This is a genomic window from Cobetia sp. LC6, from assembly GCF_030264805.1.
GTDB lineage: Bacteria > Pseudomonadota > Gammaproteobacteria > Pseudomonadales > Halomonadaceae > Cobetia.
Genome location: NZ_JASSPL010000019.1, coordinates 15,173 through 37,225, shown reverse-complemented (window position 1 = coordinate 37,225; position 22,053 = coordinate 15,173). Strand labels below are relative to the sequence as shown.

General features: G+C 64.2%; 16 protein-coding genes and 3 tRNA genes. 8 read left to right on the top strand and 11 right to left on the bottom strand.

Going from position 1 to position 22,053, the window contains the following annotated elements; genetic code table 11:
- Positions 1-9: 9 nt before the first annotated feature.
- From QQF40_RS16460 to QQF40_RS16450, 3 genes are all read right to left on the bottom strand, one after another.
- Positions 10-1,551: an alanine/glycine:cation symporter family protein gene (locus QQF40_RS16460; RefSeq protein WP_285461963.1), complete on the bottom strand. Its 1,542-nt coding sequence runs from the start codon at positions 1,549-1,551 to the stop codon at positions 10-12.
- Between the two features lie 80 nt (positions 1,552-1,631).
- On the bottom strand, positions 1,632-2,069 hold the full coding sequence (locus QQF40_RS16455; RefSeq protein ID WP_285461962.1) for a universal stress protein: 438 nt from the start codon (positions 2,067-2,069) through the stop codon (positions 1,632-1,634).
- A 567-nt stretch (positions 2,070-2,636) separates the two neighbouring features.
- Positions 2,637-3,062 carry a hypothetical protein gene (locus tag QQF40_RS16450; protein ID WP_285461961.1) on the bottom strand — a complete coding sequence of 142 codons (426 nt, stop codon included), beginning with the start codon at positions 3,060-3,062 and terminating at the stop codon, positions 2,637-2,639.
- Between the two features lie 120 nt (positions 3,063-3,182).
- Between QQF40_RS16450 and QQF40_RS16445 the strand changes: the two genes are divergently transcribed.
- Positions 3,183-4,337 carry a MalY/PatB family protein gene (locus tag QQF40_RS16445; protein WP_285461960.1) on the top strand — a complete coding sequence of 385 codons (1,155 nt, stop codon included), beginning with the start codon at positions 3,183-3,185 and terminating at the stop codon, positions 4,335-4,337.
- Positions 4,338-4,936: 599 nt separating this feature from the next.
- On the opposite strand, the gene QQF40_RS16440 is transcribed toward QQF40_RS16445, so the two are convergent.
- From QQF40_RS16440 to QQF40_RS16420, 5 genes are all read right to left on the bottom strand, one after another.
- Positions 4,937-5,902, bottom strand: coding sequence for a tetratricopeptide repeat protein (locus tag QQF40_RS16440; RefSeq protein ID WP_175090753.1), 966 nt, complete (start codon positions 5,900-5,902; stop codon positions 4,937-4,939).
- A 134-nt stretch (positions 5,903-6,036) separates the two neighbouring features.
- Entirely contained in the window at positions 6,037-6,516 is a 480-nt protein-coding gene (locus tag QQF40_RS16435; protein ID WP_285461959.1) for an EVE domain-containing protein, read from the bottom strand.
- A 157-nt stretch (positions 6,517-6,673) separates the two neighbouring features.
- Positions 6,674-6,750, bottom strand: a tRNA-Met gene (locus tag QQF40_RS16430).
- Positions 6,751-6,793: 43 nt separating this feature from the next.
- Positions 6,794-6,870: transfer RNA gene (locus tag QQF40_RS16425), tRNA-Met, on the bottom strand.
- Between the two features lie 53 nt (positions 6,871-6,923).
- Positions 6,924-7,000: transfer RNA gene (locus tag QQF40_RS16420), tRNA-Met, on the bottom strand.
- Positions 7,001-7,370: 370 nt separating this feature from the next.
- Between QQF40_RS16420 and phbB the strand changes: the two genes are divergently transcribed.
- Positions 7,371-8,117, top strand: coding sequence for an acetoacetyl-CoA reductase (gene phbB, locus QQF40_RS16415; RefSeq protein ID WP_043336510.1), 747 nt, complete (start codon positions 7,371-7,373; stop codon positions 8,115-8,117).
- A 166-nt stretch (positions 8,118-8,283) separates the two neighbouring features.
- Here phbB and QQF40_RS16410 read toward each other — a convergent pair whose 3' ends face one another.
- Positions 8,284-11,136, bottom strand: coding sequence for a DUF349 domain-containing protein (locus tag QQF40_RS16410; RefSeq protein ID WP_285461957.1), 2,853 nt, complete (start codon positions 11,134-11,136; stop codon positions 8,284-8,286).
- A 525-nt stretch (positions 11,137-11,661) separates the two neighbouring features.
- Here QQF40_RS16410 and minC point away from each other — a divergent pair.
- From minC to sbcB, 4 genes are all read left to right on the top strand, one after another.
- A complete protein-coding gene (gene minC / locus QQF40_RS16405) occupies positions 11,662-12,420 on the top strand; it encodes a septum site-determining protein MinC (protein WP_175090734.1) in 759 nt (252 codons plus the stop codon).
- An 82-nt stretch (positions 12,421-12,502) separates the two neighbouring features.
- Positions 12,503-13,321 (top strand): septum site-determining protein MinD, encoded by an 819-nt coding sequence (gene minD / locus QQF40_RS16400; protein WP_054557277.1) that lies wholly within the window; start codon positions 12,503-12,505, stop codon positions 13,319-13,321.
- Positions 13,318-13,578: a cell division topological specificity factor MinE gene (gene minE, locus QQF40_RS16395; RefSeq protein WP_043336475.1), complete on the top strand. Its 261-nt coding sequence runs from the start codon at positions 13,318-13,320 to the stop codon at positions 13,576-13,578. The genes minD and minE overlap by 4 nt, the downstream gene beginning before the upstream one ends.
- Before the next feature lie 166 nt (positions 13,579-13,744).
- Positions 13,745-15,220 (top strand): exodeoxyribonuclease I, encoded by a 1,476-nt coding sequence (gene sbcB / locus QQF40_RS16390; RefSeq protein WP_285461956.1) that lies wholly within the window; start codon positions 13,745-13,747, stop codon positions 15,218-15,220.
- A 164-nt stretch (positions 15,221-15,384) separates the two neighbouring features.
- Here the strand turns inward: sbcB and QQF40_RS16385 are convergent, their stop codons facing one another.
- Both QQF40_RS16385 and QQF40_RS16380 read right to left on the bottom strand, forming a co-directional pair.
- Complete coding sequence (locus tag QQF40_RS16385; RefSeq protein WP_285461955.1) at positions 15,385-18,369, bottom strand: insulinase family protein; 2,985 nt, start codon at positions 18,367-18,369, stop codon at positions 15,385-15,387.
- A 140-nt stretch (positions 18,370-18,509) separates the two neighbouring features.
- A complete protein-coding gene (locus tag QQF40_RS16380) occupies positions 18,510-19,220 on the bottom strand; it encodes an SOS response-associated peptidase (RefSeq protein WP_285461954.1) in 711 nt (236 codons plus the stop codon).
- A 295-nt stretch (positions 19,221-19,515) separates the two neighbouring features.
- Between QQF40_RS16380 and QQF40_RS16375 the strand changes: the two genes are divergently transcribed.
- Positions 19,516-20,160 (top strand): TetR/AcrR family transcriptional regulator, encoded by a 645-nt coding sequence (locus QQF40_RS16375; protein WP_285461953.1) that lies wholly within the window; start codon positions 19,516-19,518, stop codon positions 20,158-20,160.
- On the top strand, positions 20,157-22,049 hold the full coding sequence (locus QQF40_RS16370; protein ID WP_285461952.1) for an MFS transporter: 1,893 nt from the start codon (positions 20,157-20,159) through the stop codon (positions 22,047-22,049). Before QQF40_RS16375 ends, QQF40_RS16370 begins: the two co-directional genes overlap by 4 nt.
- Positions 22,050-22,053: the final 4 nt, after the last annotated feature.

Sequence of the window (22,053 nt, the reverse complement as noted above, 5' to 3'; positions counted from 1 at the left end):
TGATGGGGATCACGCGTTCTGGCGCTTGGCTTTCTTGTCCACCGGTGCAATCTCGCCGGACTTCAACTTGGCGATGTACTGGGCCAGCTCACGCTTCACGACCGGCATCAGATAGTAGAGGCCGATGATGTTGGCGATGGACATGGCGAAGATCATGGCGTCGGAGAAGTCGATGACCGGGCCGAGGCTCATGGAGGCACCGATGACCACGAAGGCGAGGAAGATCAGCTTGTAGACGATCTCGGAGCCCTTGCTCTCGCCGAACAGGTAGGTCCAGGCCTTCAGGCCGTAGTAGGACCAAGACAGCATGGTGGAGAAGGCGAACATCAACACTGCCAGGGCCAGCACATACGGGAACCACGGGAAGGCGGTCTCGAAGGCGTAGGACGTCAGCTGGACGCCGCCGAGGCCTTCGACCTGGTAGGCGCCGGTGATGACGATGACCAGCGCAGTCATGGTGCAGATGACGACGGTATCGATGAACGGCTCGAGCAGGGCGACGATCCCTTCGGTCGCCGGCTGGGAAGTCTTGACGGCAGAGTGGGCGATGGCCGCGGAGCCGATACCGGCTTCATTGGAGAAGGCAGCACGCTTGAAGCCCTGGATCAGCACGCCGACGATACCGCCGCCGACCGCGACCGGTGCGAAGGCACCTTCGATGATGGCGCCGAAGGCGGCCGGAATCGCACTGAAGTTGAAGCCGAGGATGATGAGTGCCGCGATCACGTAGATGACAGCCATCATCGGCACCAGTTTCTCGGTGACACGCGCGATGGACTTGATGCCGCCGATGATGACCATGCCGACGATGGCAGCCATCACCAGACCGAACAGCCAGCCGTAGCCGACCAGGAAGCTGGCATCACCGCCGGTGACGTTGACGGCCTGCTGATAGGACTGGTTGGCCTGGAACATGTTGCCGCCGCCGATGGAACCACCGATGGCGCAGATGGCGAAGAAGATTGCCAGAATCTTGCCCAGCCCCGCCTTGCCGTTTTCCGCGAAACCCTTGGACAGGTAGTACATCGGGCCGCCGGAGATGGAACCATCCGCGTTGACGTTGCGGTACTTCACGCCAAGCGTACATTCACAGAACTTGGAGGCCATGCCGAGCAGACCGGCCAGAATCATCCAGAAGGTCGCGCCCGGGCCGCCCAGCGAGACGGCGACCGCGACACCGGCGATGTTGCCCAGGCCGACCGTGCCGGACAGCGCCGTGGCCAGTGCCTGGAAGTGGGATACCTCGCCTTCATCCTTCGGGTCGGTGTAGTCGCCCTTGACCAGGCGGATGGCATGGCCGAATAGGCGGAACTGCACGAAGCCGAAATAGAGCGTGAAGATGACGGCAGCGATGATCAGCCAGCCGACGATCAGCGGGAACTGGGTGCCGGCCACCGGCACTGAATAGAAGATGGTCGAGACGATCGGGTTGACGATCGGTCCGACGATGTCACTGATGGCCTGGTCCATGCCTTCGGCACGGGCAGAGCTTGCGGCCATGAGGGCTGCCATGGCGGCAGCCCAGGGGGCCAGGGAGCGGAATCGACTCATGAGAGGTAACCTCGAAAAGCGAATTGTCGTTATTGTCTGGTGCAAATCTCTGCAGGCGGCTGGTGCGGGAGGCGCCTGTCTCAGGGAACGATGGTGACGGGCACCGAGGCCTCTTGAATCAGATGGGCAGTGACGCTGCCGAAGATGCGTGAGCGGACGCTTTCCCCCTTGCGGCCGACGATGATCTGCTCGGCATTCACCTCACGCGCCAGCAGGCTGAGAATCTCGGCGGCATCGCCGTGGCGGACACGCCCCTCGACCTGATAGCCCTCCTTTTCCAGCTCGCTGATGGCGGGCGTCAGTACACGTTCGTGGGCCAGCTTGATCTCGTTCTCGCGGCGGCTGGCACGCTGGGCGTTCTCCTCCGGCGTGTTGAAGCTGTAGGGTGACCATTCGACCACGTAGCAGAGAATGATCCTGGTTTCCGCGCCCACCAGAGAGGCGACGCGCTTGGCATAGGCAATGGCACTGTCGCCGCCCGGGGTTCCATCCAGTCCGACAATCAGGGAGGTAGTCATGGAGCTTCTCCTGAAGCTTGCTGGTCGTCGTGTCGCGCCAGCGGATTCTTGTTGAATTACCGTTTCGTTGCGGTTGAAAGAACTTTACTCCTCGCTCACACAAGAAATCCCTGCGGGTGTATCGCTTCACAAAACGATGATTAAACGAAATGGCGTCAGTTACGCGTTGACGAGGCTCAGGTTTCCGCTACGCCATTAGCCGGTGGTGACAATATTCGCTGAGAAAACTGTTACCCATGGCTGTCAGCAATGCCGAGAGCGGGACGGGCTGTCCTATCGGGCGCCAGCAGGCCCCCCATCAAGATCGCTTTCAGTGGCAGGGGGAGCGGGAGCGAAGAGGATGTGGTCCGGGAGTGACGCAGGGGCAAGGAGAGGGAGCCACAAGAAGAAGTAGCGGCAAGGAGGGTGCGGACAGAGATAGAGCAGAGCGGACAAGAGAATAGAGCGGACAAGAGCGGGTAAGCAGAGGAGGGTAGGTCGAGGAGAGAGGTGAGGAAGGAGAGGAAAACGGAGAAAAACGCAGCGCTGCTCACCAACAGCGCTGCGGGCGCTCGACAATCGGCGCGGCTAGATCAGCCGCTGATGCGTCAGGTCTTGCCAGGCGGCTTCGATGGGCCAGGCCAGCGGCTGACGCAGGTGTTGCGGCAGCGCCATCAGGGCGGCCGCGGGACTGTCGTGTTCGCGCATGCGCAACCAGCAGTAGGCCCAGGCGCAGGCATCATCCGGCCCCTGCGGCACCGGGCGTGCCGGCATCTGCATCAACAGGAACAGCGCTGCCTTGGGCGCCCACAGCGGCGCACCTCCCTCGACGGCCCACTGTTCCAGTGTCTCGCCATCGGGATTGCTGGTGGGCTGGCCAAGACTTGCGACGCGCGCGGTATCAGCCAGCAGCACGGCGAGGCGCTCGCTGTCGCCACGGCCATGGGTCAGCCAGGCGCGCAACAGACCGGGCAGCCCGCGCTGGGCCTGTGGGTAAAAGGTGTCTTCAGACATGCACAAAGCCTTATGCTGTAGTTGGTCCACAGGTATTCTTCTCGCCGCCAGAAGGCGGTGTGAGTCGAGCGCACTGCTCGCGTTGCCTGCCAAATTTGCCCGCCACAGGGAGACTCCATCTTGCCATTCGATTTCATCACCCCGCTCGATCGACGCCAGTACCCTTCCCAGAAGTGGGATCGCTACGCCTCGGACGTCATGCCCCTCTGGATTGCCGACATGGACTTCAGCGCCCCGCCCGCCGTGACACGAGCGCTGGCCGAGCGAGTGGCGCACCCGGTCTACGGCTATGCCAAGCCGTCGGAGAGCCTCGATGACAGCCTGTGTGACTGGAGTCGCGAGCATTATGGCTGGGAGGTGCCGCGTGACGCCATCGTCTGGCTGCCGGGCGTGGTGCCGGCCTTGCACCTGGCCAGTCTGGCATTGACCTCTCCCGGCGCGGGCGTGGTCACGACGACCCCGATCTACCCGCCCTTCCTCAAGGTGGCCCAGAAGACCGGGCGACTGGCGCAGATGGCGCCGCTGGCAGAGCCCGAGACGCAAGGCGGCCCCTGGCGCCTGGACCTGGAGGCCCTGGAAGCGGCCATCACGCCCGAGACCGAGCTGCTGCTATGGTGCCACCCGCACAATCCTACCGGCCGCGTCTGGCGCGAGGAAGAGCTCGAGGCGCTGGCGGAGCTGGTCGAGCGTCACGATCTGCTGGTGGTCTCCGATGAGCTGCATGCCGATCTGGTGGTGGACCCGACGGCCCGCCATATCCCGCTGGCCAGCCTGAACGAACGACTGGCGGCGCGCTGCGTGACCCTGTGGGCGCCCTCCAAGACCTTCAACACCGCTGGGCTGACGTTCGCCTGCGCGGTGATCACCGACCCCAGGCTGCGTGCACGCTTCACGGGCGCCGCCAATGGCTTGATGCCCGATACCAATGTGCTGGGCATGGCCGCGACCGAGGCGGCGTGGCGCGAGGGTGAGCCGTGGCGTCAGGAGTTGCTGAGCGTGCTGCGTGACAATCTCGATCTGCTGGAAAGCCATGTGGCACGCTGGGACGGCGTCAGCATGTCGCGCCCGCAAGCCACCTATCTGGCCTGGTTGGATATGCGCAAGGCAGGGCTCGGGGAGTCTCCGCAGCAGACGCTGCTCGAGGAATGCGATGTCGCGCTGTCGGATGGCGCCGACTTCGGCTGGCCGGGCTTCGTGCGCTTGAACTACGGCACCACGAGTGTGCAGCTGGAGAAGGCGCTGCAGCAGATGGATGAGCGCCTGCAGAAAGGCTGAGGTTGGCGAAGGGATCGAGGGGGCGAGCGAAGCGGCCAAGAAGGGTAGTCGACAGAGCCGGAGTTGATCTGGGTCAGCCCACGGCGTTTCGTTGGCAGCTATCGCTCATTGCAAACTTGAATTGAGAATCATTATCGTCAACTCTGAAGCTAGGCCGCTCATCGGGAGGGGCTTGTCATCAGGAGATGCGACGATGAGACATGAGGTGGCAGAGACGCCGCGACAGGGGCGGCCAGCAAGCAGGGATGCAGGCGCGACGGCCTGTCGTGAATGGTGTTGTCAGGGCGGAAGCCTGCGCCTGGCGCGTTCGTCGCCGCCATCTTCCCGCTGCCGTGCTCCCGCGGCGTCATCTGCTGCCCCGCCTGCGTCAGGCGCCGTGATGTCCGCGGGCCATGAGCTTGAGGTGGACTTTCCGCCCAGCGTGCGCGAATCGCGTGCCCGTCCCTCGCTTCTCAAGGGCTGGAGCCGTCGTCGTTAGTCCTTGAGTCGGCGCGACGGCTGACCATCAATGACAAGGCCCCGCTTCCTTGACCGGAGGCGGGGCCTTGTCGTCTGCGTGTCGTGTTCAACTCATTGCTACGATCAGCGCACCAGCACGATCAGTACATCAGGGCGAACAGTTGGCGACGGAAGCGCACGGTCAGCTCATGGGTCGCCCCAAGGGCGTCGAAGACGCGCAGCAGCGTCTTGCGTGCCAGATCATCGCCGTACTGGCGGTCGGTCTTCACCAGGCTGATCAGGGTATCCAGAGCCAGCTCGTAGTGGCCATCCGCCAGATCGCGCATGGCGCGTTGGTAGCGGGCTTCACTGTCGTCCCGCTCGATCATGGCCTGCACCTCTTCGGGAGACGGCGCCTCGGCGATGAAGTCGATGCGCGCACGTACGCCACGCGCCTGGGCGCCATCACGGTCTTCCGGCTTGAGGGAGTCCAGCAGTTGGCGGGCCTCTTCACCATTGCCCTCGGCAACCAGCACCGAGGCGAGATGGATGCGGTATTCCGGTGTCTCGGGAGATTCCTGCGCCAGCTGTTGATACAGCGTCTTGGCGGTGACGAGGTCGCCGTTTTCCAGTGCAGTGGCCGCCTGCTCCGCGAGGCTGGGGCCTGCCCCGGCCGCCGGCTGGACCTTGTGCTGCTCGAGGAACTGGCGAATCTCGGCTTCCGGACGTGCGCCGGTGAAGTTACCTGCCAGGCCGCCCTGGATGACCAGCTTGACATCCGGCACTGAACGCACACCCAGCTGGGCGGCGATGTCCTGTTGCTCCTCGGCGTTCAGCTTGGCAAGGATGAAGCCGCCCGCATATTCACGCGCCAGCTTCTCGAGGATCGGCGTCAAAACGAGGCAGTGCTCGCTCTGCGGCGACCAGCAATCCAGCAGTACCGGCACTTGCTGTGAGGCTTCCAGCACCTGCTGAAGATTGCTCATGTCCACATCGATGATGTAGGTATTGGCGTCTTCTGCCTGGCGCGGTGCACTGGCGGCACCGCCGCCGACTACCCCTTGTGGCTGGGTGGCGGTGGTGTCATTGCCGGTCAGTGGCTGGCCGGTATTGGGATCGATGATCATGGTGCATGCCCCGAAATTCTGTCTGCGATTCAAGGCTCGCGCGCGAGCCGGTTGGCCTGATGATGCGGCCCGTCGCAGTGGAGTTCAAGGCGCTGCCGGACACTTCCTCGCGCGATCGCCTCGGGCGCGTCGGTTCACGGCAGCAGGGTGTCGCCGGCCAGGCTGGTGATGCAGGCGGCTTCGCTCTCGCTGAGCGGCATCACGGACAGGCGTGCGCGGCGCACCAGGTGGCTATCTGCCAGCTCGGGCCGGGCCTTCAGGCGCGCGATGGGCAGGGAGTTGCGCAGCGGGCGAAGGTAGCTCAGGCGCGGGGCGACCCAGCGCGGAGGCTTGCCGGCATCGATATCCGCCACCTGACGTGGGTCGAAGCCCTTGTGCTCGGGGTCACTGGCCGTCGGGTCGGGCAGGGCGAGTTCGCTGACGATGGCAAGCCCGACCACTGCAGGTACCTTGCAGCTGGAGTGCTGGATGAGCACGACATCACCGAGCTGCATCTCGCGCAGGAAGTTGCGCGCCTGATAGTTGCGAACGCCATCCCAGAGCGCCGGTGATTCGCGGCGCAGGTCATCCAGCGAGAAGGCATCGGGTTCGGTCTTGACCAGCCAGTGGCGCATGCGGCACTCCCTTGGGGCTTACGTGATGAGTGTGAAGGCGATGGGCGTTGAGAAAGGGACAGGCGAGGTCCGGGCGCTGGCCTCAGCGATATCCTCGCACAGGAATTTCACGCATACGAAAAAGGCCTGATGCATGGCATCAGGCCTTTCGAATTCTTGGTAGCGGGGACCGGATTTGAACCGATGACCTTCGGGTTATGAGCCCGACGAGCTACCAGACTGCTCCACCCCGCAACACTGGGTACTGCCTTTGCTCCAACTCTGACGCATCAGAGGTTGGTAGCGGGAACCGGATTTGAACCGATGACCTTCGGGTTATGAGCCCGACGAGCTACCAGACTGCTCCATCCCGCAACATCACGTTGGTGTCTGACCGGCAATTACCTTGATAGGCAACGACTTGTCAGTGGTAGCGGGGACCGGATTTGAACCGATGACCTTCGGGTTATGAGCCCGACGAGCTACCAGACTGCTCCACCCCGCATCAACGTGGGGCGTAGTATAAGGATATACAGTGCTGCGTCAACCGTTATCCCGTAATTGACGCAAACTTCTCGTGCCCGGTGAGTCGTCACCAACCCGTCTACGCATCTCGAGCGATTATCGGCATCTCGTGTGAGAGATCTGCTACATACATTCCCGCTGCATCCTGTCCATACTGAGAGTGACGCGCCTCGCACAGGCGGATGGCAGGCGTCACAGAGTGCACGATTGTCATCAGGCTGTTAGAGACACGGGTCATTGTTGTCGTTGCAGGCATTCTCGTTTTCTCAGGGCGGGGGTGTCCGCAGATTTGTCAAGCTGTGCCCAAGCCAAGGACACAGGACGTTCCAGGATTAGGGAGACACAATAAGATGACACAAACAGCACCCGTCGCATGGGTTACCGGTGGTACCGGTGGCATTGGTTCCGCCATCTGCCGCGAGCTGGCGAACCAGGGGTATCAGGTAATTGCGGGTTACAGGAACAAGGAAAAGGCAGAGGGGTGGCTATCGGAGCAGCGCGCTGCCGGGTTCGAGAACATCGCACTGTCCGGCATCGAGCTGGACAACTTCGAAGCCTGTCAGGCAGGCGTCAACGAAATCCGCGAGCGCTTCGGTCCGATCGCGGTTCTGGTCAACTGCGCTGGCATCACGCGTGATACCTCCATGCGCAAGATGAGCTATGAGCAGTGGCGCGAAGTCATCAACTGCAACCTCGACAGCGTCTTCAACACCTGTCGTGCCGTCATCAATGACATGCTGGAGCACAAGTACGGCCGCATCGTGAACATCTCCTCCATCAATGGCCGCAAGGGCCAGTTCGGCCAGGTCAACTACTCGGCCGCCAAGGCGGGCATGCATGGTCTGACCATGGCGCTGGCGCAGGAAACCGCGACCAAGGGCATTACCGTCAACACCCTGTCGCCGGGCTACATCGCCACCGACATGATCATGAAGATCCCCGAAGAGATCCGTGAATCAATCCGCGAGACCATCCCGGTCAAGCGTTATGGTCAGCCGGATGAGATCGCGCGTGCGGTCGCCTTCCTGGCCGACGAGAAATCCGGCTTCATCACCGGTGCCAACCTGGATATCAATGGCGGCCAGTTCATGGGCTGATGCTCTGCGCTGGAGTGAGCCAGTGCAGGGTCGGCACTCGGCTCCGCCTGGCGAGAGAATGAAAAAGCCCCCGTCTCGACAGAGGCGGGGGCTTTCCGTTGCCATGGTTTCAGTCTTGCGAGTGCATCATCACAGGTTCAGACGTCAGCGCTTCAGGCGTGCTGACTCAGTGATTGAACAGCGCATCGAAGCGCGGCAGTTCGGTCTGCCAGGCGTCCCAGTCCAGCGGCCCGTTGGCGAGCAGCGCATCCAGCACCTCATCCAGCTCTTCTTCACGCTCCATGCGCTCACCCAGCTGCTGGTTGATGCGCGCGACCTGCACGGTCAGGCGGCGTGACTCATCTTCGCTGCCCAGCGGGGCTTCGAACAGAATGGCCAGGTGGACACGCAGCTCGGCCAGGCGCTCGTTGGCGGCGCTGCAGTTGCTCGGCAGGGCCTGACGCATCTGGTTGCGAGCCGCATTGGCCTGGCGGCTGTTGTCGTCGAAGGCCGAGGTGTTCGGCAGCTCGACATCCTGCACGTCGCCGTTACGCGCGCTGGCATCCGCCACGGCGTGCTGTTCGAGCAGGTCACGCCATTGCTGCCATTCCTCGCGCAATTGCAGGGCGTGCAGTTCGTCCAGACGCTGCTCGCGACGCTTGAGAATGCCGGTCCAGCGACGACGCATGCCGTCGCCCCGCTTGCCGCGCGGTAGCGGGCCGAGGGTGTCGGCTTCCTTCAGGGCGTCATCAAGCAGGGCGGCGTCTTCCAGCGTCTCCGGCTCCCAGCTGTCGAGGCGCTCGATCAACGCCTGCCACTGATCCAGGCGTGCCTGCTCGCGGCTGTCGCGGTCTTCGCGGTCCTGATCGCGTGCGGCGAAGATACGGTCGCACGCCGCGCGGAAGGCGGCCCACAGGCGTTGTTCTTCGCCCTTTGGCGCGCGGCCCATCTCGCGCCAGCGACTCTGCAGGGCCTTGGCCTGTTCGGCGCGGGCACGTGCCGGCGTGTCCTCATTGGCCAGCGCCTCGACGGCCTCGACCAGAGCCTGCTTGGCGGCGGCGATCTGACCCGCGCGGCTGTCGATCAGCCCCTGCAGTGCCGTCAGCGCCTCGCCGAAGCGGTGTGACAGCTGGCGACCGGGGCCTGCGGGCACCGGCGTGTGGCGACGCCATTCCTCACGGGCGCGATCGCGAATCTGGCGCAGGGAGTCGGGGTCGGCATCGTCCATGGCGTGACCGTTGAGCGATTCAAGCTGCTCGCAGAGCGCTTCGCGCATGGCCAGGTTGTGTTCACGCAGCTGCTTGCGCGATTCGCGGTAATCCCGCAGGCGCAGCTTGATGGCGTCAGAGGCGGTGCGGAACGCCTGGCTGGCATCGCGGCTGGCGGCCGCATCACCTAGCTCGCGCCATTGCTGAATCAGCTGCTGGTGCTGGCGGTCGCGCTGCTCATCGCTGATGTCATCGCGCTCGCTCAGGGTGGTGATGGCCTCGAGCAGCTGCTCGCGCTTGGGCGCCGCGACGAAGTTCTGCCAGTCACGGAGTTCCGCGACACGCGCGCCGAGCTGGCGCAGGCGTGTCTGGCGGGCATTGTCGAGCTGGCCTTCGGTGCGATCGCGCAGTGAGCGATGCAGGCGACTGGCCGGCTTTAGCTTGCCGGCATCGAGATCCGCTTCCAGGCGTGCCAGTTCGGCATCCAGTGCGTCCAGATCCAGGCTCGCCTTGCGCGCAGTGCCGTCGCCCTCGCGGGAGGCGTCAGCTGACTCTGTGTCTTGTGCAGGGCTTTCATCGAGCGCGTCCTGCTCTTGCGCTGCCTCTGCCGGTTCTTCCGGCTGCGCCGCGCTGATCGCCTGACGCACCGCGCTCAGGCTGGCGGTCTGCGGCAGACCCGCAGGCCAGGCCACCTCGCTTTCCAGACGACGCAGCTGGTCGATGTCATTGTCGACCAGCGCGGCATCCAACTCGCCCTGGCACAGCTGATGGCGATGCCAGGCATCGAGGGCATCCTGCAGCTGCTGTTGCAGGCGCTGCTGACGTTCGAGCAGTTCGGCCGGGGCCGAGAACTGGTCGGTCAGCTCGCGCCAGCGCTCTCCCTGCAGTCGGCGTTGGGCCTGCAGGCTGGCGAAGTCGTGATCATTGACGCAGTCGCGGCTGTAGAGGTCTGCCCGCGCCTGGTCCACGGCGCTGAGAATCTCTTCCAGGTGCGTGTTGAGGTTGGCGCTCAGGCGTTCATGGGCACGAATGGCTTCCTCGCGGGCCTCATGGTCGCTGATGACCTTGTGCGCCTGCTGGCGTGCCTCTTCGAAGCGCTGTTGAATCTCGTAGTCCGCGGCCGGCAGACGCTCCCACTCGCGCAGCAGCGAGCGGTAGCGCGAGGGCACGCTGTCTTCCCAGGCCTGACGCGGCAGCTTCTCCATCTGGCGCAGCAGGTTGTCGCGGCTGGCGGCCAGCGCGTCGGCCTGCTGGGCATCGGCACGGCGCTGGGCGAGGGTGTCGCGCGCCTGACGCTGCACGTGACGGTCCCGCTTGGCATCACGCACCAGACGCTCGAGGCCGGCCTGGCTGGTAATGCGGGCGGCAGCAGCATGGCGCACGGCGGCGATGGTGTTGTGGCAGGCCTGATGGATCAGCGTCTCTTCATCTTCCAGTCGGCTCAGTGCGGTCAGACGCAGTTGCTGGTTGTCGCCACGGGACGCCACGGCGGAGAGCAGTTCGCGATCGTCCAGGCGCGCGACCAGCTGTTCACGGCTCAACAGTGAGGGCGCATCCTGGCCGCCGCTCAACAGTTCGATCAGGCGCTCGCGTACCAGACCATCGGCGCGGTCGAGCAGCGGCAGCAGACGTTCGGGAGATTGCATGCGCGTCAGGGCGGCATGGCGCACCTCCAGGGCGTCATCTTCGAGAATCAGGGTCTCCAGGATCTTGCGCTGGTCTGGAATCTCCGGATCAAGCTGGTCAGTGGCAGCGGAGCGAATGGCAGGGTTGGCGTGTTGCCAGCGAGGAGTGAACAGGCGGCCAGTGAGGCGGGAGAGCAGTCCGGTCATGTGAGAGCGGTTATCCAGGCAAAAAATAGAGGGGCGCAACAATTGGCCGCACACTCGGCGGGTGCAATCGGGTGGGCACGACGGAGTGGGCGGAGTGACGGCGCATGAATTTCGTCACCCCGCTATCTTACCAGTCACAACCCCCCGTTGTGTGGTATCGCATGTCGATCGATGTGCCTTATTGCATGCGCGCGGCGGCGTGCGGGGCGAGCGGCGGCGGGTGACAGGTCGGCAAGGGAGCCACGTCGTAGGCACGCGACACCTGACAGTGCCTGCTGCTGGCCGTATCATCAGTTGCAGCACTGTGTTCGCTCACATAGTTTTGTACGTTACCGCTATGCCATTCAGTGTCTGTCATTCATGCTCGGCGCCTATCAAGCAGTCGCTGTGCCGTGTGCGACGGCGAGCTATGTTATTCAGGTGGCCTTTTTATTCGAGGGCCGCCTTGAGGATGCCGTGAACAGTACGTGCATCATCAAGAGTGTCGGAGGGCTTCGACACTCCTTACGCAACCGGAGTCAGGTCATGAGTCTCAGTACGGACAGGGCCCCTCAGGCCTTCACCTTCAAGGGCGGCATGCTGCCGATGACGGTCATGGAGCTGGTCAGCGGTGATCCGGAGCAGATCCGTGCTCAGCTGGCGAGCAAGCTCAGCCAGTCGCCGGCCTTCTTTCAACATACGCCGGTGGTGCTGAGCGTCGAGAAGCTCGACGAGCCGCATCTGGCGCTGGAGCGCATCTGTGCCGTCTGCCGTGGCCACAAGCTGTTGCCGGTCGCGGTGCGTGGCGGTGGAGACCCGGTGCGCCAGTCCGCCTGGGCGCTGGGGCTGGGGTGGTTCCCGCCGCAGGAGAATCGCGGGCGCTCCCTCGAGTCCGTGCCGCCGGTGGCCGCTGAGCCGATCGCCGAACCTGCCGAGACAGTCACGGACAGCGCGGCCGAGAAAGCGGAGCCGGCCCACGCCAGCAAGGTGTATCGCGGCACGGTGCGCTCGGGCCAGCAGGTCAGCGCACCGGAGGGCGATCTGGTCATCATCGGCGCGGTCAATGCCGGTGCCGAGATCCTGGCCGCCGGCAGCGTGCATATCTATGGCGCTCTGCGGGGCCGCGCGCTGGCGGGTATCCATGGCGATCGCAACGCCAGCATCTATTGCAAGGAACTGCACGCCGAGCTGCTCTCGGTGGCCGGAACCTACAAGCGGCTCGATGACATCGACAATCGCCTGCTGGGTGCCAATGTCGAAGTCGTGCTTGAACACGATCAACTCTGTATCGCACGACTCGGCTGATCTCAGCACTGTGTTCTGAACGATATCCAATATTTACAGGTGATCCTCGCTCGGCGAGGGACTCTCAGCAAGGAAGATACCTTTGGCCAAGATTATCGTAGTGACGTCAGGCAAGGGCGGCGTCGGCAAGACGACCAGCGCCGCCGCCATTGCCACCGGACTGGCTTTGCGCGGCAACAAGACCGTAGTGATCGATTTCGATGTGGGCCTGCGTAACCTGGACCTGATCATGGGCTGTGAGCGCCGTGTGGTCTATGACCTGGTCAACGTCATCCAGGGCGAAGCCAATCTCAAGCAGGCTCTGATCCGCGACAAGCGCATCGACAATCTGCACATCCTTCCGGCTTCCCAGACCCGTGACAAGGATGCGCTGACGCTGGAAGGCGTCGAGAAAGTGCTCGACGCGCTGCGCGAGGAGTTCGATTACGTCATCTGTGACTCGCCGGCCGGTATCGAGCGCGGTGCCCAGCTGGCGATGTACTTCGCTGACGAGGCCGTGGTGGTGACCAACCCGGAAGTCAGTTCGGTACGTGACTCCGACCGCATCATCGGCCTGCTGTCTTCCAAGACGCGTCGTGCCGAGAATGGCGACACCCCGGTGCGTGAACACCTGCTGATCACCCGTTACCATCCGGCACGCGTTACCGGCGGAGACATGCTCAACCTGACCGATATCCAGGAAATCCTGTCGATCCCGCTGATCGGCCTGATTCCGGAGTCCGACGCCGTGCTGCGCGCGTCCAACCAGGGTGTGCCGGTCACGCATGACCAGAAGAGCGATGCCGGCCAGGCGTACGTGGATTGCGTGTCCCGCCTGTTGGGCGAGGAAGTGCAGTTGCGTTTCCACGAAGTCGAGAAGCGCGGTCTGCTGGCCAGAATGTTTGGAGGGGGGCGCAAGTGAAATTACTGGATTTTCTGAAGCGAGAGCGCAAGAAGACCGCCAATGTCGCCAAGGAGCGGCTGCAGATCATCGTCGCGCACCAGCGTAGCCAGCGTGACCAGCCGGATTACATGCCGATGCTGGAGCGTGAGCTGCTCGAGGTGATTCGCAAGTATGTGCAGGTCGACCAGGATGCCATCAACATCTCGCTGGACCGCGAAGACGACTGCTCGGTGCTGGAACTCAACGTCACTCTGCCGCGCCCCGGCGAGGCCTGAGTTCGCGGGGCGTCGGGTGCTTGCCACCTGAGGCGTTGCCGAGCGGGCAGCGCCTGCGACGTCCCGACCCAGCCCATGCCCATTGCCTGCCAGAGCACCGTGCCAGCCTCGCTGGAGACGGTGCTCTGGCACGTTCATTTTTCGACCGCCCGCGTGGAGACATCCTGTGGCAGAGCCCACCTTCCTGTGGCACGACTACGAGACCTTCGGCGCCGACCCGCGCCGTGACCGTCCTTCGCAGTTCGCGGCCATCCGTACCGATGCTGACTTCAATGAGATCGGCGAGCCGCTGACCCTCTATTGCAAGCCGGCCGATGACTTCCTGCCCCAGCCGATGGCGTGTCTGATCACCGGCATCACCCCGCAGCAGGCCGAGCGCCGCGGCATCCCCGAGGCCGAGTTCGCCGGGCGCATCAATGACGAGATGAGCGTGCCGGGGACCTGCACGCTGGGCTACAACAGCCTGCGCTTCGATGATGAAGTCAGCCGTCATCTGTTCTACCGCAACTTCCTCGACCCCTACGGGCGTGAGTGGCAGAACGGCAATTCGCGCTGGGACCTGATCGATGTCGTGCGCGCCTTCCATGCCCTGCGCCCGGAGGGCATCGAATGGCCCAAGCGTGAAGATGGGGCGCCCAGCTTCCGTCTGGAGCATCTGACGGCGGCCAATGGCATCGAACACGCCGGCGCGCATGACGCGCTGGTGGATGTGCGCGCCACCATCGCGCTGGCACGCCTGCTCAAGTCGCGCAATGCGCGACTGTTCGATTACCTGCTCAAGCTGCGCAACAAGCGCCATGTCGCCAGCCTGTTGGATATCGGCGCACGCAAGCCGATGCTGCACATCTCGCGTCGCTATCCGGCCTCGCGGGCCTGTGGCGCGCTGGTGGTGCCGTTGGCGGAGCATCCTTCGAATGCCAATGGCGTGATCGTCTATGACCTCTCGGTAGACCCGGCGCCGTTGATGGAGCTGTCACCGGAAGAGATACGTGCCCGTGTCTTCGCCAGTGCCGATGACCTCGCGGAAGGCGAGGAGCGGATTCCGCTCAAGGTCATCCATCTCAACAAGAGTCCGGTGCTGCTGCCGGCCAATGCGCTCAAGGATGTATCCGGGCCGCATGAGGGCGAATACGGCGAGATCGCGGCGCGCTTCAAGATCGACCCCGCCCAGTGTCGCGTGCACTGGAAATGGCTGAAGGACAACGCCGGTATCGGCGTGAAGGTGGCGCAGGTATTCGCCGAGGTGCCGCCGGCTGGGCCGGCTGATCCGGACTTGATGCTCTATTCCGGCGGCTTCTTCTCGCCCGCGGACCGCAAGGAGATGGAGCGGGTACGTGCCACCCATCCCGAGGCGCTGGATGATACGCCGTTCGCCTTCCAGGATGGCCGCCTCGAGGAGATGCTGTTCCGCTATCGTGCGCGCAGCTACGGCTACACGCTCAACTCCGCCGAGCGCGAACGCTGGGAGCAGTGGCGCTGGGAGCGCATGAACGATGAGCAGGTCGCGAGCCTGACCGTGAAGGGCTTCGTCAGCGAGATCCAGCAGCTGGCCCAGAGCGAACAGGACCCGGACCGCGTGCAGATTCTCGAAGAACTGGCGATGTACGTGGAAGGCATCATGCCGCCGCAGGCCTTCGGCTGATGACGGGCTAGCCGGTCCGCTGTGCTTGCCGGCAAGGCATGAATGAACAAGACCCCGACGCGGTCATTGAACTGCTCCTCGTCGGGGTCTTGTCGTTTCAGGCGCTCGTCCGGTGAGGGGCAGCGTCTGGTTTGCCCGTCAAGCCGCTGGCGGGCCGTCGAGACTCAATGCTGGGCATTGCCGCTGGCCTCGACTGAGGGTGCCGCCAGGGTCGCGCCTGTCTCGGCGCGCGGCGCCTCGGGCAGCGGCGGCAGGTCCAGTTCGGTAAGGCGCTGGTCGAAGTCGCTGGGCGTGCCGGGGTCGAAGGCCAGTTCCAGCGCGCTGGAGGCATTCAGCTGCTGCCAGATGGCGCGGATGTCCTGTGCGCTGACCTGCTCGACGGCCGCGACCAGTTGCTGGCGGCGGTCGAAGCCTGTCCAGCCGAAGCTCAGCTCGCTCCAGTTGCGCGCTGCCAGCTCGGACAGCTTGCGGGGCTTCTGGGTCAGGCTGTCGACGACGGCGTCGCGGTAGCTGGCAAGCGTGGCCTCATCCAATGACTGCACGCGGCTGTCGAAGCGGGTGAGGAAGGCATCCATGCGCGAAAACAGCGTCTTGCTGTCCCTGGACGGCGACTGCACCAGCAGGCTCAGCCCCGGCGCATCGAGCATGGGCGAATAGCGTGCGGAGACGATATAGCCGAGTTGCTCCTCAGTGCGCAGCTGGCTGTAGAAGGGGGCTTCGAGCAGCTGGCCCAGCACCGCGATGCGTGCCTGGGTCTGCAGCGTACGGTCCTTGCCCTGCAGGTAGCGCAGGGCACCGGCATCGCCGCGTGTGCTGTCCGGACGCAGTACCGTGTGGTGGGTGACCTGACGCACTTCCAGGTCTGGCACCGCCTCGCGCGTGATACGCGGGGCAAGCCCGTTGATCACCAGCTGGCCGGTCTCGCGGGCCTGGTCGGCGGTCAGGTTGCCGGTCACCATCGCCTGCACGTGCAGCTTGGCAAGGAAGCGCTTGCGGAAGTTGTCCAGTGTCTGGGCGTCGATCTTGTCCAGTGCTGCCAGCTGTTGCTCGGCGGTGCTTGGCAGGCCGACCAGCGTTTCGCTGAGACTGCGGCCCAGGCGCGTGTAGAGCGGTGCCTGAACGCGGTTCTGCAGGCTGCGACGCAGGCGTTGAGTGATGCGCTTCAGGGTGGCGGGGGCCATCTCGCCATTCACCAGTTGGTCGAGCACTTCGCGCATTTCCGGCTGCTGACCATCACGCCAGCCACTGAACTGCAGCGTGATGCCACGCCCATGGGCGTAGACCAGCGCATCCTGCCCTGCCAGACGCGCCGGATACAGACGCGCGTTGAGACTGTCATTCAGCCACGCCGCCAGCACCTGACTCATGGCCTGGTCATCCACCGAGCGACTGACGTCGGGATTGAGCAGACCAAAACGCCATTCGGCCTTCGGCACACAGAAGCTCGCATCACCCTGATACCAGAGTTCGGCACCGGGCTCATCGATCAACTTGCTCGGCTTGGCGTCGGCCAGGTCGAGTACGCGGAAGTCCTTGGCCAGATAGGGGTTGGGCTTGGGCAACGCCAGCTGGCTGGCCAGGGTGTCGTCGCCGGCTGTCTGAGCAGCGGCATCCGCCGTCAGGCGCATCAGGGTATAGGGCGCCTTGAACCACTCGCCCTGTTGATCCCCCTCCACCTGCGGGCCGGAGTAGACCTCCAGCAGGTTGTCGGGTGTCAGGCGAGCGAGGGTGTCCTTGATCAGGTCCGGGTCGAAGTCCTGCATCAGGTAGGGCGCCGCCATCACGTCCTCGATCGGGTAGCGCGTCATCATCATCGCCAGATTGCTGGCCAGATTGACCGGCGAGCTGCGCTGCTGGAAGCGGAAGCTCTGCTCACCCAGTCGTGCCTGTTCGGTATAGCGCCAGTCGTTGATGCCCTCATCGCGGATCAGGGCCAGGTAGTCGAACAGCGCGGCACGGATCGCCGCCTGATGCTGCGCGCCTTCCGGGGTCAGGCTGATGTCGACGCTGAGCAGGGCATGCTCGCCATCACTGAGGCCACCGCCGGCCGAGAGGCCATCAGCCCAGCCCTTTTCCTTGAGCACCGCCAGCAGACTGCCTTCACCTTCATGACCGATCAGGTTGGCCAGGTAGCTGACCGGCTGCGATTGGTAGTGGGCGATCGGGTCGTCGATAGGGAACATGAATGACAGCTTGCGCTCCTGCTTGAGTGACTTGACCTCAAGGCGTGCCGGCAGTTCGTCACCGCTGGCCAGGGGCGTGGTGATCTCGGGACGCGACAACCCACGATCTGGCACATCACTGAAGTTGTCACGGGCCAGCTGCTCGAGCGTTTCCAGCGACTGCGGTCCGACCAATGACAGGCGCATCACGTTGGCGCCGTAGTGGGCCTGATAGAAATCGACCAGACGCTGGCGCAGGCTACCGGCCTCGGTGTCCTTGAGGGTCTCGAGACTGCCGACGCTGAAGCGGTTGAAGGGGTGTTTTGGATTGAGGGCCGCTTCGACAGCCTCGTAGATGCGCCGGCCATCGTCCTGCAGGCGCGCCTGATACTCGGAATTGACCGCATGGCGCTCGCGATCCACGTAGTCGGCGTTGAACTGCGGTGCGACGAAGAAGCGCGCAAAGCGCGGCAGCGCTTCATCGAAGGCATCCGGGTCGATGTCGAAGAAGTAGTTGGTGTCCTGGCTGGCGGTGAAGGCGTTGTGCTGGCCGCCATGCCTGGTGATGAAGTCCTGGTAGGCGTCCGGCTTCGGGTAGCGATCGGTGCCGAGGAACAGCATGTGCTCCAGGAAGTGCGCCAGCCCCGGGACATCGTCGGGGTCCTGGGCGCTGCCGACTTCGACATCGACGGCGGCGGCGGCCTTGTCGGCCTTGGCATCACTGACCAGCAGGACCTTGAGGCCGTTGTCGAGGGTCAGGCTGCGATAAAGTCGCTGGTCGTTCTCGCTCTTGATGACCGGACTGGCCTGCTCGCCCCTGGCGGACGCCGTGCTTGAGGCGGAGTTGGCGGCCGGCGCGAGTGACGATGCGGGCGCAGAAGCCGGGCGGGTATCGGCATGGCTGATGGCCGGCGCCAGACCACCCATGACGATGGCTGCAATGGCCGTGCTCAGTGCAAGAGGGCGAAATCCTGAAGGCAGTGACATCTTCTCTCCTGATTCATGCCACCGCTGCTCGGGCAGGTGGCGCTGACTCGGTGATGGTTCTCATTGGGCGAACATGCGCGCGAGGCGATAGAGCGATGCAGTGCCACCATCGTCAATACGTGCCGTCGACGCAGGCGGATTCAGGTCAGCATCGGGCCGGTGGGGTGGGCGACGCTCCACTCCTGATGCTCGGGGTCGTTGACGAGGCGTGCGACCGGAAAGGCGGCCAGGCTGACGTTCGGTGTCAGCATGCTGCGGGCTGTCTCCAGCGGCGTCTCGGCATTCAGCCAGTCGCGTACCTGATGCGGCGCGATCACGGCGGGCATGCGATCGGTCAGGCGTGACGTGATCCCGGCGCACTCGACACTGATCAGCGCGAAGCTGTCGCGACCCTCGGGGGGGAGCCCCTCCATCAGGGGAGCGCTGAAGTGGCGCGTCCAGAGGGCGGCCAGCAACAGCGGAGCGCGGGTCGGGTGCGTGACCAGAAACGGCTGCTTCATGCGCGGTTGTTCCTTCCACACATAGACACCGCCGACGGGGATCAGTGCCCGTTGGCTGATGAACGACTCGCGGAACATGCGTCGCGTTTCCAGCGACTCTGCACGCGCCACGTGCGGGGCGTGGTCCATGATCTCCAGCCAGCTGGGTGTCAGGCCCCAGAGTGCCGGCACCAGCCGCAGGCTGGGGCCTTCCAGACGCAGCATCGAGGCGGGCATGCGCGGGGCGCGATTGGCACTGACCAGCAGTTCGCTGCGCAACTGGCGTTCGAGCGCGGGAGTCGCCAGCGACCCGAACAGTTCGTCGGGGGGCAGGTCAGCGGGGTAGGGGGGGATATACAGACGACCGGCCACGAGAATCCTTTGAGGCGATGAGGCGAAGGGAACATGCAGCGGCAGCTGCTGCCTGAGATGGGGTGTGGATCGCGCTGCACGTCACGCATGCCAGCATGCCACACCTTGGTGATGCTTGCGTTTGTGCTCAGTCTCGATATGCTGGACGGAAACACTGTTCGATTCAATGACTGATACGGGGTGCTCCAAGAGGTGCCCGCAAGGCGTCGCAACCCTTTGCCCACCCGTGCTGTCCGAACACACGCCGCGTCAGACTCGCTACGCGGTAACGCATCTCAAGCATCAGAGGAATTCGATGGCCCGTCCACGTCAGCATGCACCGGAAGCGCTGCATGCGCGGGTAATGGAGACCTGCGATGAATGGCTCAAAGAGCAGCCCGTTCACGCCCTGTCTCTGCGCAACCTGGCTCGCGAAGTCGGTTGTGCGCCCAGCACCCTGCTCAAGCTCTATGGCAGCTTCGGCAACCTGCTCCAGCACGTCAATCTGGCGACGCTGGACAGGCTGCGCGATGCGATAGCCGGACAGGAGACGCCGAGTCCTTCGGAGCGCCTCAAGGCCTTGGCGCGCGCCTACTGGGGCTTCGCCCAGCGCGACCCTTATCGCTGGCAGCTGCTGTTCGACTTCCCGCTCGCCCAGGAAGGGGAGCTGGATCAGCGCCAGAACGCGATGATCGAAGGGCTGTTCGAGCGTGTGGAGGGGGCTTTGGTCGAGTACGCCCCACGCGTCGAGTCCGTCGAGGCCAAGCGCATGGCGCGCACGCTGTGGGGTAGCGTGCATGGTCTGGTGCAGCTGGGCATGAACGAGCGTCTGGGGCTCTGGCAGGGGCAGCCACTGGAAGTGACGGAGCTTCTCGATCAGTTGCTGGACACCATGTTGGCAGGGCTCAAGGTACGCAGCGAGGCTGCGTGTGCGGGGGATGCCACGGAAGCTGACAAATGAGTCGAGAACTGCTCCGGCGACCCCGTTTTGCGCCCTTCTTCTGGACCCAGGCCCTCGGGGCCTTCAATGACAATCTGTTCAAGAACGCCTTGCTGCTGCTGATGACCTTCGTGGTCATCGAGCAGCGGGGCTGGGACACCGGCATCGTCAACAACCTGGCGGCCGGGCTCTTCATCCTGCCTTTTCTGCTGTTCTCCGCCTGGGGCGGCTTGTTGGCTGACCGCCTCGACAAGCAGCGCCTGATCGTGCGACTCAAGTGGCTGGAGCTGGCTACCATGAGCGTGGCGGCCGGCGCCTTGATCTTCGAAGCATGGGAGTTGCTGCTGGCGCTGCTGTTCATGATGGGCACCCAGTCGGCGCTCTTCGGCCCGGTCAAGTACGCCATCCTGCCCCAGCACCTCAAGCCGGATGAGCTGGTCAGCGGCAATGCCTGGGTCGAGCTGGGCACCTTTCTGGCCATCCTGATCGGCACCCTTGCTGCCGCGGCCTTGATGGCACTGGGCGGCGAGCTGGCACGCTGGGCGCTCTCCGCGTCGCTGGTTTCCTTGTCCCTGCTGGGCGTGATGGCGGCCGGCAAGATTCCGCCGGCACCCTCCGCTTCGCCCGGCCCCGTGCCGTGGCGGCCGCTCTCCGGCAGCATCGCGGTGATGTGTGAAGGGCTGAGCAACCGCCGGCTACGCTGGGCGCTGCTGGGCATCAGTGCCTTCTGGTTCCTCGGCGCCAGCTATCTGACGCAATTGCCGGCCTATGCGCGCGATATCGTGCATGGGGCCGAAGGGGCGACCTCTGCCTTGCTGGCGGCCTTTGCCATCGGCATCGGGCTGGGGTCGCTGGCCTGTGAGCGTGTCTCGCGCGGGCGCCTCGAGACGGGACTGGTGCCCTTCGGCGCGCTGATCATCTTCGCTGGCGGGCTGGATCTTGCCCTGCGCCCGGCACTGGCCGAGGCACAGATGGCCACGCCCTTGATCGAGCTGCTGGGCATCGCCGGTTTCTGGCGCATGTGGCTGGATCTCGGCGTCATCGGGTTCGGTGGTGGCCTCTATATCGTGCCGCTCTATACCCTGTTGCAGATCCGCAGTCCTGAAGATCACCGCGCGCGCATGATCGCCGCCAACAACGTGCTCAATGCCCTGCTGATGGTGCTGTCGGCCGGTGCCGGCATTCTGGTGCTGGGCGTGATGGGGCGCGATATTCCGGATTTCCTGCTGTTGCTGTCCCTGATCAGCGGACTGATCGCAGTGGTCTGCATGCTGCGTGACCCGCGCCCCTTCCTGCGCCTCAATATCTTCATCCTCATCCACCTGATGTATCGCCTGCACCTCAAGGGGCGCTGGCGGATACCGGCGGAAGGGGCGGCGCTGGTGGTGTGCAATCACGTCAGCTTCATGGATGCGCTGATTCTGGGCGGGGCCAGTCCGCGTCCGCTGCGTTTCCTGATGGATGCCGAGATCTATCACTCGCCGTGGCTCAAGTGGTTCTTCCGCATTGCTGGGGCGATTCCGGTGGATTCCTCACGCAAGGACCCGGCAGGGGTGCGCCGTTCGCTGGAGGAAGTCGGCAAGGCGCTGCGCGAGGGAGAAGTCGTGATGATCTTCCCCGAGGGCAAGCTGACGCGTGATGGTGAGGTCGGCCGCTTCCGGCGCGGGCTGGAGTTGATTCTGGCGCGTGACCCGGTGCCGGTGATTCCGATGGCGCTGGGCGGACTGTGGGGGTCCTGGTTCTCCCACGGCGGCGGGCCTGCTTTCGCCAAGTTCCCGCGGCGTCTGCGCGGGCGGGTAGAGCTGTGTGTAGGACGTACCTTCGACCCTGTCGGCACCAAGGCGGTGGAGCTCGAAGAAGCGGTGCGTGATCTGCATCGCAAGGCGACACGCCTGGCAGGCAATCGGTGACAGG

Coding starts and splice junctions, on each gene's coding strand:
- QQF40_RS16460 (WP_285461963.1), bottom strand. CDS start 1,551: ATGAGTCGATTCCGCTCCCTGGCCCCCTGGGCTGCCGCCATGGCAGCC.
- QQF40_RS16455 (WP_285461962.1), bottom strand. CDS start 2,069: ATGACTACCTCCCTGATTGTCGGACTGGATGGAACCCCGGGCGGCGAC.
- QQF40_RS16450 (WP_285461961.1), bottom strand. CDS start 3,062: ATGTCTGAAGACACCTTTTACCCACAGGCCCAGCGCGGGCTGCCCGGT.
- QQF40_RS16440 (WP_175090753.1), bottom strand. CDS start 5,902: ATGATCATCGATCCCAATACCGGCCAGCCACTGACCGGCAATGACACC.
- QQF40_RS16435 (WP_285461959.1), bottom strand. CDS start 6,516: ATGCGCCACTGGCTGGTCAAGACCGAACCCGATGCCTTCTCGCTGGAT.
- phbB (WP_043336510.1), top strand. CDS start 7,371: ATGACACAAACAGCACCCGTCGCATGGGTTACCGGTGGTACCGGTGGC.
- QQF40_RS16410 (WP_285461957.1), bottom strand. CDS start 11,136: ATGACCGGACTGCTCTCCCGCCTCACTGGCCGCCTGTTCACTCCTCGC.
- minC (WP_175090734.1), top strand. CDS start 11,662: ATGAGTCTCAGTACGGACAGGGCCCCTCAGGCCTTCACCTTCAAGGGC.
- QQF40_RS16385 (WP_285461955.1), bottom strand. CDS start 18,369: ATGTCACTGCCTTCAGGATTTCGCCCTCTTGCACTGAGCACGGCCATT.
- QQF40_RS16375 (WP_285461953.1), top strand. CDS start 19,516: ATGGCCCGTCCACGTCAGCATGCACCGGAAGCGCTGCATGCGCGGGTA.
- QQF40_RS16370 (WP_285461952.1), top strand. CDS start 20,157: ATGAGTCGAGAACTGCTCCGGCGACCCCGTTTTGCGCCCTTCTTCTGG.